The sequence below is a fragment of the Actinoplanes oblitus genome (genome assembly GCF_030252345.1).
Classification (GTDB): Bacteria; Actinomycetota; Actinomycetes; order Mycobacteriales; family Micromonosporaceae; genus Actinoplanes; species Actinoplanes oblitus.
Window position 1 is genome coordinate 7,261,132 of record NZ_CP126980.1, and the last position, 11,130, is coordinate 7,272,261.

Annotated in this window: 6 protein-coding genes; all 6 read right to left on the reverse strand. The window is 74.2% G+C overall.

Annotation, left to right across the window (positions count from 1 at the left end; all coding sequences use genetic code 11):
* Nucleotides 1–4 precede the first annotated feature (4 nt).
* The 6 genes from Actob_RS32425 to Actob_RS32450 all read right to left on the reverse strand — a co-directional run bounded on the left by Actob_RS32425 (nt 5) and on the right by Actob_RS32450 (nt 11,127).
* Entirely contained in the window at nt 5–1,225 is a 1,221-nt protein-coding gene (locus Actob_RS32425; RefSeq protein WP_284915667.1) for a glycosyltransferase, read from the reverse strand.
* A 29-nt stretch (nt 1,226–1,254) separates the two neighbouring features.
* Nucleotides 1,255–2,469, reverse strand: a complete 1,215-nt coding sequence (locus tag Actob_RS32430) for a glycosyltransferase (protein WP_284915668.1) — start codon at nt 2,467–2,469, stop codon at nt 1,255–1,257.
* Nucleotides 2,470–2,473: 4 nt separating this feature from the next.
* A complete protein-coding gene (locus Actob_RS32435; RefSeq protein WP_284915669.1) occupies nt 2,474–3,625 on the reverse strand; it encodes a glycosyltransferase in 1,152 nt (383 codons plus the stop codon).
* Nucleotides 3,626–3,740: 115 nt separating this feature from the next.
* Complete coding sequence (locus Actob_RS32440; protein ID WP_284915670.1) at nt 3,741–3,950, reverse strand: MbtH family protein; 210 nt, start codon at nt 3,948–3,950, stop codon at nt 3,741–3,743.
* 109 nt (nt 3,951–4,059) lie between these two features.
* Entirely contained in the window at nt 4,060–5,514 is a 1,455-nt protein-coding gene (locus tag Actob_RS32445) for an NDP-hexose 2,3-dehydratase family protein (protein ID WP_284915672.1), read from the reverse strand.
* 15 nt (nt 5,515–5,529) lie between these two features.
* The gene (locus Actob_RS32450) at nt 5,530–11,127 is read right to left on the reverse strand and encodes a non-ribosomal peptide synthetase (RefSeq protein ID WP_284915673.1); all 5,598 of its coding nucleotides are present in this window, start codon (nt 11,125–11,127) and stop codon (nt 5,530–5,532) included.
* Nucleotides 11,128–11,130: the final 3 nt, after the last annotated feature.

Genomic DNA, 11,130 nt, shown 5'->3' on the forward strand with positions numbered 1-11,130 from the left:
GGGTTCAGGCGGGGACGGACGCCGTCGCCGGGCGGACCGTGTCGTGCAGCAACCGCGCGGCGACCGCCGGCCCGTCGGAGCGGATCGTGCCGGCCACCTCGGCCGCCCGGGCGCGGGTCGCCGGGGCCAGCGCCGTGGTGAGGGCCGCCGACAGCGAGTCGAAGGTCGGGATCGGACCGTCGTGCGCGACACCGATGCCCAGCTCGGCCACCCGCTGCGCGAAGTACGGCTGGTCGGTGTACTGGGCGATCACGACCTGCGGGGCGCCGGCCCGCGCCGCGGCGGTGGCCGTGCCCGCGCCGCCGTGGTGGACGACCGCCGCCATCCGGCCGAACAGCAGGTGGAAGTTGGCCTCCTCGATGGCGAGGCAGTCGTCCGCGTCGTCGGGCAGGTCGGCGTCGGCCCAGCCGCGCAGCAGGATCGCCCGGCGGCCCTGTGCCCGGACCGCCGCGAGGGCCAGCTGGGCGATGTCGCCGGTCTCCGCGGTGCTGCCGAAGCCCACGTACACCGGCGGCGGGCCGGCCGCCAGGAACGCCTCCACCTCTCGGGTGAGCGGGCGGGTGTCCGGCATGATCCACGCGCCGGTCTGCACGGCGTCGGTGCCGGGCTGCAGGGGGGCCAGGACCGGGTCCGAGGCCAGCCACGGGCGGTCGGTGTAGCCGTACCGGAAGATGTCCGCCACCGGCGGCAGCCCCAGCCTGGCCCGCTGGCTGTCGATCGCCTCGCCGAACCGGTCCTGGAAGTCCGCGGCGCGCTGGTCCCAGAGCGCCTGGTTGTCGGTCACGCCCGGGGCGGTCGGTTCGTCCAGCGGCGGCGGGTAGTGCGGCGACGGCAGGTAGGCCGGGCTGTAGGCCGCGTAGAAGTACGGGATGCCCAGCTTCTCGGCGACCGACCGGACGGCGACGGCGGCCGCCAGCTCCCCGCTGGCCACCACCGCGTCACAGCCCTCGGCGGCCGCCGGGACCTGGTCGAACTGGACGGCGACCGACTCGGCGGCCATCCGCCGCTCGTCCTCGGGCGACGGCGGCGCCATCCCGTCCTGCAGCATCATCCGCATCGCCTGGCCGACCGGCACGAACGGCACGCCGACCTCGGCCAGCCGCTCCGCGGAGGCGGGCGGTGCGCAGATCCGCACCTCGGTACCGATCTCCTGCAGTCGCACCGCGAGCGCCAGCTGCGATTCGACGTCACCTCGGCTCCCCGACACCGCCAACAACACACGCATCTCGTATCTCCCCTCCGGAAAAGTGCGGGTCACGCGGGAACGACCGGGCTCGCCGCGCCGAGCAGCAACTCGGCGGCGACGGTCGTCCCGTCGGTGCGGATCGTGCCGGCCACCTCGGCCGCCCGGGCCCGGGTCCGCGGGTCCAGGACCGCGGGCAGCGCGGCCGACAGCGACGCGACGGTCGGTACCGGGCCGGGGTGCGCCACCCCGATGCCCAGCTCGGCCACCCGGCCGGCGAAGTACGGCTGGTCCACCATCTGCGGCACCACCAGCTGCGGAACGCCGGCCCGGGCCGCGGTGGTGGTGGTGCCCACGCCGCCGTGGTGGATCACGGCGGCCACCCGGCCGAACAGCGCCTGGTGGTTCACCTCGCCCACGGTGAGGCAGTCGTCCCCGTCGTCGGGCAGCGCCAGGCCGGCCCAGCCCCGGGACAGGATCACCCGGCGGCCCTGTGCCCGGATCGCCTCGACGGCCGCCCGCGCGGCCTCGGCCGGCGCGGGCATGCTGCCGAAGCCCACGTACACCGGGGGCGGGCCGGCCGCCAGGAACGCCTCCAGCTCCGCGGCGAGCGGGCGCTGGTCGGGCAGGATCCACGCGCCGGTCTGCACGGCGTCGAGGTCGGTCGGCCGCATCGGGGCCAGGACCGGGTCCGCCGCCACCAGGGGACGGTCGGTGAAGCCGTACCGGAAGATGTCCCGCACCGCGGGCAGGCCGACAGCCGCGCGCTGGCTGTTCAGCGGGTCGCCGAACCGCCGCAGGGCGCTCTGGTTGTTCCGCTCCCACAGTGCCCGGTTGTCGGTGCCGTCCGGTGCCGGCGCCTCGCCGAGCGGGGGCGGCGGCGGGTAGTGCGGGGACGGCACGAAGATCGGGCAGTAGAAGCCGTAGAAGTACGGGATACCGAGTTTCTCGGCCACCGACCGGACGGCGACGGCGGCGGCCAGCACCCCTGTCGCGATCACCACGTCACACCCGTCGGCGGCCGCCGGGACCTGCTCGAACTGCGTGGCCATCGCCTCGGCGGCGAGCCGCGGCCCGTCCTCGGGACGCGGCCGGCGGCCGTTCATCACGGCCCGCGCGGACGCGCCGACCGGCACGAACGGCACACCGACCTCGGCCAGCCGGTCGGCCGAGTCCGGCGAGGCGCACACCCGCACCTCGGCGCCCAGCTCCCGCAGCCGTACCGCCAGCGCCACCAGCGGTTCGACGTCGCCGCGACTTCCCGAAGTGGACAACAAGACGCGCATCGCCCTATCCCCTCCGCGCCGCGGCGGCAACCGGCGGCTTCGCCCGGCCGACGACATCGAACAGCTTCCGCGCGGCCACCTCGGCCCCGTCGGTCCGGATCGTCCCGGCCACCTCGGCCGCCCGGACCCGGGTCGCCGGGGCCAGGGCCGTCGTGAGAGCTGCCGAGAAGGACTCGAGGGTCGGTGCCGGACCGTCGATCGCCGCGCCGATACCCAGCTCGGCCACCCGGTCGGAGTAGTAGATCTGACCGACGATCTGGCGTACCACGATCTGCGGGACGCCGGCCCGGGTGGCCACGTGCGTGGTGCCGGTGCCGTCGTGGTGGATGGCGGCGGCCACCCGGCGGAACAGCGCCTGGAGGTTGACCTCGCCGACCGCGAACAGGTCGTCCCCGTCGTCGGGCAGCGCCAGGTCGGCCCAGCCGCGGGAGAGGATCACCCGGTGGCCCTGCGCGCGGATCGCCTCGATCGCCACCTGCGCGGCGTCGGCGGTCCCGTCCGAGCTGCCGAAGCCCACGTACACCGGCGGCGGCCCGGCCGCCAGGAACGCCTCCAGCTCCGCGCTGAGCGGACGCTCGTCGGGCAGGATCCACGCGCCGGTCTGCTCGGCCTCCAGGCCCGGGCCCAGCGGGGCCAGCACCGGGTCGGCGGCCAGCCAGGGCCGGTCGGTGCAGCCGTAGTCGAACAGGTTCCGCACCGGCGGCAGGCCGATCGACGCCCGCCGCTCGTCCAGCGCGCCGGCGAACAGGCCGTCGGCGCCCTGGTTGTACCGCGCCCGCTGTGCCGCGTCGAGCGCTGTCGGCAGGTGGATCGGGCAGAGCGCGACGTAGAAGTACGGGATGCCCAGCTTCTCGGCCACCGACCGGACCGCTGCCGCGCCGGACAGCAGGCCGCCGGCCACCACCACGTCACAGTCCTCGGCGAGCGCCGGGACCTGGTCGAACTGCTCGGCGATCCCGGCGGCCGCGAACTCCGGCCCGGGCCGCTCCGGCCGGCTGACCGGCACCAGCGGCACGTCGGTCTCGGCGAGCCGCTCGGCGCTGTCCGGCGGGGCGCACATCCGTACCTCCGCCCCGAGGGCCCGCAATCGTACGGCCAACGCCACCAGCGGTTCCACATCTCCGCGTGATCCGCAGGACCACAACAGCACACGCATCTCGCATCCCCTATTCCGCGGGTTTCCGGCCGGCTTCGGCCCGATCAGCTCCGGCGAATTCGGCAACGCTGCTCATCGCGTACCGAAAATCGTGTTCGGCGAAAAATGGCGGCGCTCAGGCGCCGATCTCGGCGATCAGGCTCTTCGGCCGCAGGTCCGTCCAGTTCTGCTCGACATAGGCAAGGCATTCCTGACGGGACGCCGCACCGTGGGCCACGGTCCAGCCGGCGGGCTGCTCGGCGAAGGCCGGCCACAGCGAATGCTGACCCTCGTCATTGACGAGCACAAAAAAGGAACCGTTTTCGTTGGCGAACGGGTTGGTCATCGTCGTGTCCTTTCAGCAATGCGGCAGCGATCTCGATTGTGCGGAACGAAGCCGATGTCCACGAGGCGGTCCAAGCGGCCATTACTGACACTTGGACACGTCGTATTCGTCAGGCCGGCAGCCCGCTCAACATTCCGTTCAGGCAGGCGAGCAGGCTGCGCGCCTGCACGTTGACGTAGTTGTTGTGGCGGACCAGGGACATCAGCTGGCCCACGGTGACCCAGCAGAAGCCGGCCGGCGGGTCGAGCGGCGCCTGCTCCGGAGCCGGCTCCAGGACCAGGTAGCGGCTCTCCGCGTTGAGGAACCGGCCGCCCTCCTCGGAGTGCACCGCCTGGTAGCGCACGGTGGCCGGGTCGGCGCCCAGGACCAGGTCGAGGAAGGCGGGCCGGTCACCGATCGGCAGATCGTCGTGGTTGCCCGGCACGCACTGCACGGTGGGTCCCAGCTCCAGGGCGCCCAGGAAGCCGGCCTCCGCCCGGGCCGCGACCAGCACGTGCAGCACGCCGTCGATCCGGCGCGTGACGAACGCGTTGATCCCCATCCCGCGCGGCTCGATCACCGGCTGGGTCCACCGGCTCACCTCCCGGCTGCCGGCCTCCACCGACAGGGCCACCACCTCGAAGAACCGCCCGTCGGGCCGGCCTATCGCGTGCGTCCCGCGTACCCAGCCGGGCAGTCCCCCGAGAGGCACCCGCTCGGCGCGTACGCTCAGCCGCGCCCGCTCGGCGGTCAGCCAGGACAGCACCTCGACGTCCGGGTGCAACGCCGCGCCGTGCCGGGAGTGGGCCAGCGCGGCCAGGAACGACCCCGGCGCCCGGCCGGCGTCCACCGACCCGATCGGCGCGCAGGCCAGCACCGTCCGGGCGTCCATGTTGATCACGTTGTCCCGGTGCAGCAGCTCACCGATCTGCCCGAGGGTGAGCCAGCAGAAGTCGGCGTGCGGCTCGACCTCCTCGTCCACCTCGACGATCATGTTCCGGTTGTTCTTGCGGTGGAACCACGAGCCGTGCTCCGACTGCAGCACGTCGGCCACCACCCGGCCCCGGCCCGGCTGCCGGAAGTAGTCCAGGTAGCGCACCGGCGCGCCCTCGTGCACCCGGGTGTAGTTGCTCCGGGTGGCCTGCACCGTCGGCGACAACTGGAGCAGATTGGGGTTGCCCGGCTCCATCTTGGCCTGCATCAGGAAGTGCAGGACCCCGCCGATCCGCTTCACCAGGATGCCGAGGATGCCGACCTCGGGCTGCTTGATGATCGGCTGGTACCACTCGGCCCGCGGGCCGGTCTCGGAGCTGACCCGCAGCCCCTCGACGGTGAAGAACTTGCCGCTGGCGTGGACCAGGTTGCCGGTGTCCGGGTGGAAGGACCACCGGTCCAGCTCGCTGAACGGGATGCGCTCGACCCGGAACGCGTGCCGGCGCCGGACGTCGGCCAGCCAGTCGCCCACCTCCTCGGTGCGCAGCAGCGCACCCTGCGAGGCGGTGAGCGACTCGGCCAGCCGGCCGGGCAGCGCGGCGTCGGCGCGCGGGCGCAGCGCGACGCGCTGCTCGACGAGCTGTGCCTGCATGGCTGCCCGCCTTCCCTACGACGCCGGCCGGGAGCGGAGCTTCTCGGCGAGGATGGCGCCGATCTGCGCCAGCGCCGCCGGTTGCACCATCTCGTAGTGGTTCGTCGGGATCTCGTGCGGCTCGATGGTCCCGCTGGTCACGTCCTTCCAGCTGGCCACCGCCTCCGGGACCGGCAGGTGCGCCGGGCGGTCCACGGTGGCCACGAAGAGCAGCACGTCGCTGGTGAACGGCGACGCCGTGTGCGCCGGGCCGACCTTCCAGAGGTTGCGCATCACCGCCTCCAGGCGCTGCCGGGCTCCGGCGCCCCGCACCATCTGACCGGCGAGTTCCAGCTCCTGCTGCTTGCGTTTCTCCAGGGCCGCCTCGTTGCGCGCGGCCTCCTCGGTCACCGTGCCCTTCGCGTTCTTGCCCATGTAGACCGGGTACGCGTCGAGCAGGGCGAGCAGGCTCACCTGCTCCCCCTCGGCTTCGAGCAGCACCGTCATCGCCTGCGCGATCCGGCCGCCGAGCGACCAGCCGAGCAGCTGGTACGGCCCGGACGGCTGCACGGTGCGGAGCTGCGCGACGTAGTCGGCGGCCATCTCCTCGACGCTGGCCGGGAGCGTCTCCGTCCGGGCCAGGCCACGGGCCTGCAGCCCGTACACCGGCTGGTTCGCCGGCAGGTGCCGCAGCAACGGCCCGTAGTTCCAGCTCAGGCCGCCGCTGGCGTGCACGCAGAACAGCGGCGGGCGGTCACCGGCCGGACGCAGCGGCAGCAGCACCTCGTAGTCGCCGGTCTTCACCGAGGCGCTCGACCCGCGCCGCTCCCCCACCACGACCAGCGTCTTGGCGGCGGACTTGCGGACCAGCAGGCCGGTCCGCAGCATCGAGTGCCCCGGCTCGCCGAACGGGCACGGCACGCGCGGCTGGTCGCCGGCGCCCGCGTCCACGGCGGGACCGGTGAGGTACAGCTCGCCGACCGCGCCGGGCGCGACCGGACGCTGCCGGTCGTCGAGCAGCAGCGCGCCGAGCGGGCCGTCCCCGGCCAGGTCGGCGGCGAGCGCCGGCACCGGCCCGGACCAGCGCGCCGGGGCGATGGCCGGCCGGGACCGCTCGGTGTCGTCCAGGAAGAGGTCCAGCTCGCTGATCCGCCGCCGCGGATCCGCCGCCACCTGCTCCAGCACCCGGACCAGCCGGTGCGCCAGCGCCTCGGCGGTGTCCTCGTCGAACAGGTCGGTGAGGTAGTGCAGGGCGCCCTCCAGGCCGGCCTCCTCGTCCTCGTCGTCCCGGCGCTCGGCGAGCTTGACCGCGAGGTCCAGCTCCATGGCCTCGACCCCGCCGGGTTCGACACTCGTGCGCAGGGCGGGCAGTTCCGCGGCGTCCCAGGCGCCGTTGTCCGCCTCGCTCAGTTCCAGGCCCACCTGGAACACCGGGTGGCGGGAGAGCGAGGCCGGCAGGTCCAGCAGCTCCGGGATCTTCTCGAACGGCACGTCCAGGTGCTGGCGTGCCTCCCGGACCGCCTCCTGCACCCGGGCGACCACCTCCAGGAAGGTCGGATCGGCCGAGACATCGGTACGGATCGGGAACGGCCGGGCGAACGGGCCGACCATCGGCTCCAGGTCGATCAGGTCCTCGTCCCGGGGCAGCGTCGTGCCGATCACCAGGTCGTCACCGGCGCCGTACCCGGCCAGCAGCATGGCGAGCGCCGCCTGCACCGCCTGGAGCAGGTCCACGCCGGCCGACTCGGCCGTCTCGGCCAGCCGGGCGTGCGACTCGGCGCCCAGCCGCAGCTCGACGGTGCCGGCCCGGCGCGACGGGAGGGCCGGCCGCGGCCTGTCGAACGGCAGCACCGTCTCCCCGTCGATGCCGGCCAGGTGGTTGCGCCAGAAGTTCAGCTGGTCGCTGATCAGGCTGTCCTGGTCGGTCTCGGCCGCCAGCAGGCGCCGCTCCCAGATCGCGTAGTCGGCGAACTGCAGGGCCAGCGGCGCCCGCTGCGGTGCCCGGCCGGCGCGGCGGGCGCCGTACGCGGCAGCGAGGTCCCGGAAGAACACGTCCGTCGAGTCGTCGTCGGCGGCGATCCGGTGCAGCGTCACCGACAGCACGTGCTCCCGCTCGCCGAGCACCAGCAGCCCGGACCGCCACGGCACGTCCCGGGTCAGGTCGAACGGCTCCTCGCGCCACCGCGCCAGCAGTCCGGGAACGTCCCGCTCGGTGGCCGGGACCGGGTCCAGCCGGACCGGCACGCTCGGGTGGATGTGCTGCCGGACGGTCTGCGCGTCGCCGGGGAACGTGGTCCGCAGGATCTCGTGCCGGTCGGCGACGTCGCCGAGCGCCGCCTCCAGGGCGGCCACGTCCAACCGGCCGCGCAGCCGCAGCGCCACCGAGACGTGCCGGCCCCGGGTCTCCTCCGACGGGCTGGCCAGCAGCCAGGCACGCAGCTGCCGGGCGGTGAGCGGCACCCGCTCCGGCCGGGCCACGGCCTCCAGGGCGGGCCGTGCCTTCGCGGCCAGCGCCCGGGCGACACCGGCCGGGGTCGGCGAGGAGAACAGCTGGCGGATCGGCAGGTCCGCGCCGAGTTCCTCGCGGATCCGGGCGATCAGCCGCATGGCCAGCGCGGAGCTGCCCCCGAGGTCGTGGAAGGCGTCGTCGACGCCGACCCGCTCGACGCCGAGGATCTCGGCGTAGAGGGCGCAGAGCACCTTCTCGGTCTCGCTCTCCGGCGCCTTCGCCGACGTGCCGCCGGCCAGGTCCGGGGCCGGCAGGGCGCGGCGATCCACCTTGCTGTTGGCGGTGATCGGCAGGCTGACCAGCCCGACCACCGCGACCGGCACCATGTACGCGGGCAGCACCCGGCCCAGCTGCCGCCGGATCTCCTCGGTGTCCAGCTCACCGGTATCCGAGACGACGTAGCCGACCAGGCGCTTCTCGCCCGGCTGGTCCTCGCGCGCCACCACCACCGCCTCGCGCACCCCGGGCTGGGCGGCCAGCGCCGCCTCCACCTCGCCCAGCTCCACCCGGAAGCCGCGGATCTTCACCTGGTCGTCGGCCCGGCCGAGGAACACCACCTCGCCGTCGGCGTTCCAGCGCGCCAGGTCGCCGGTCCGGTACATGCGCTCACCGGGCCGGAACGGGCACGCCACGAACCGCTCGGCGGTCAGGTCCGGCCGGGACAGGTAGCCGCGGGCCAGCCCGGTGCCGGCGATGTACAGCTCGCCGGTCACCCCCGGCGCGACCGGGCGCAGGAAGGCGTCCAGCAGGTAGATCCGGCGGTTGCGCATGGGACGGCCGATCGGCAGTTCCGGACCGAGTTCCGCACCGGGCTCGATCGGCTTCCAGGTCGCGCACAGGGTGGTCTCGGTCGGCCCGTAGGTGTTGCGCACCCGCAGGCCGGGCTGGGCCCGCCGCAGGTTCGCCACCGTGTGCGCGGGCACCACGTCGCCGCCGGTGCCGACCTCACGCAGGCCGGCGAAGCAGTCCGGGGACGCCTCGGCCAGCGCGCGGAACGTGCCGGCGGTGAGGTGCACGGCCGTGACGCCGCGTTCGACGGCCCGCCTGATCCCGGCCGCGTCGACCACACCGGGCTCGGCGACCAGGATGCGGCCACCGGTGGTGAGCGGCACCCACATCTCGTAGAGCGAGGGGTCGAAGACGTGCGTGGCGTGCATCAGCAGGCAGTCGTCCGGGCCGATCTGCCAGCCGGGGTCGCCGGCCAGCCCGGCCACCGCGCCGTGCGGGACGGCGACACCCTTCGGTACGCCTGTCGAGCCGGAGGTGTACATGACGTACGCCAGGTCGTCGGCACCGAGCCGGAGCCCGGGCGCGGTGGCCTCGGCGCCGTCGACGGCGGCCCGGGTCGCCGGCTCGTCGAGCACGACGGTGATCCGGTCCGCGGTCGCCGGCGGCAGCCCCTCACCGGTGGCCTCGGTGCACACCACCGCCGAGACCCCGGAGTCGGCGAAGATCAGCGCGATCCGCTCGACCGGGTAGGCGATGTCCACCGGGACGTACGCGGCACCCGCCTTCCAGATCGCCAGGAACACCACCAGCAGGTCGGCGGACCGGTCCATGGCCACCCCGACGCGGTCGCCACGGCGGACGCCACGCGCGGTGAGGTGCGCGGCCAGCCGGTTCGAGGCCTGGTCGAGTTCGGCGTAGGTGAGCTCCGCGCCGGCGGCGTCGGTGACCGCCACCCGCTCCGGTGCCGCGGCCACCCGCCGCCCGAACATCTCGACCACCGAGTCCCCGGGCACCGGGCCCGCCGTGGCGTTCCAGTCGTCCAGCACCGCCGCGCGCTCGGCGTCACCGATCAGCGTCAGCCGGCCGACCAGCACGTCCGGTTCGGCCACCAGGCGCAGCAGCACGCGGACGACCGCGTCGGCGACCGAGGCCGCGAACGCCGGGGTGAACAGGCCACGGTCGTAGTTGAGGATCACCGGCATCCGCTCGCCCGGGCCGGTGACCAGCGTGAACGGGTAGTGCGACGAGTCGCGTCCCTTCTGCACCGGAATCATGGTCAGCCCGTCGTCGGCCGAGCCGCCGAGTCCGGTGCGCGGGAAGTTCTCGTAGATGACCAGCGTGTCGAAGACCGCGCCGGGCCCGGCCACGGCCTGCACCTCCTGCAGGCCGAGATGCTGGTAGGCACCGAGCGCCGACTGCTGGCGCTGCACGTCGGCGAGCAGGTCGACGACCCGCTGCCCGCCGTCCAGCCGGACCCGTACCGGAAGGGTGTTGAGCAGCATGCCGACCATCTGCTCCACCCCGGGCAGGGCGGCGGGCCGCCCGGCGGCGGTCGCGCCGAACACCACGTCGGTACGACCGGCGAGCTGCGACAGCACGACCGCCCACGCGCCCTGCACGACGGTGTTCATCGTGAGGTTCCGACCGCGCGCCCAGCGCAGCAGGTCGTCGGTCTGCTCCGGGGTCAGCTCGGCCACCACCGTGTCGATGTCCGGCACCCGGGTCGGGTCGGCCGGGACGACGGCGGTGGGCGTCTCCAGCCCGGCGAGCGCGTCCCGCCAGGCGGCCCGGGCCGCCTCCTTGTCCTGCCGGCCCAGCCAGGCGAGGTAGTCCCGGTAGGACACCGCGGGCGGCAGGCCGGAGGCGTCGCCGCCGGCCGCGTAGATCGCGGCCAGCTCGCGGTGCAGGATCGGCATGGACCAGCCGTCCAGCAGCACGTGGTGCAGGGTGTGCACGAGCCGGTGGCGGTCCGGGCCGAGCCGGATCAGGTGCAGCTTCATCAGCGGCGCGGCCTCGAGGGAGAGCCGCTCGGCCATCTCGTCGCCCGCCAGCCGGCTCACCTCGCCGTCGGCGATCTCGTCGGGCAGCCCGGAGAGGTCCGTCTCGCGCCACGGGATCTCCACGTCGCGCTGGATGACCTGCACCATCTGGGCGCCGCTGACGTAGCGGAAGCAGGCCCGCAGCGCGGCGTGCCGGTCCACCAGAGCCTGCCACGACGCCCGCAGGCGTCCGGCGTTCAGCGGCCCGTCGATGCCGTAGACGGACTGCACGGTGTAGGTGTCCGGGCCGTCGCCGTCCAGGGCGGTGTGGTAAAGCATGCCCTCCTGCAGCGGCGACAGGGGCCAGACGTCCTCCACGCTGGAGCGGGGCTTTGCTCGAGTGTCGTCAACAGTCATGGT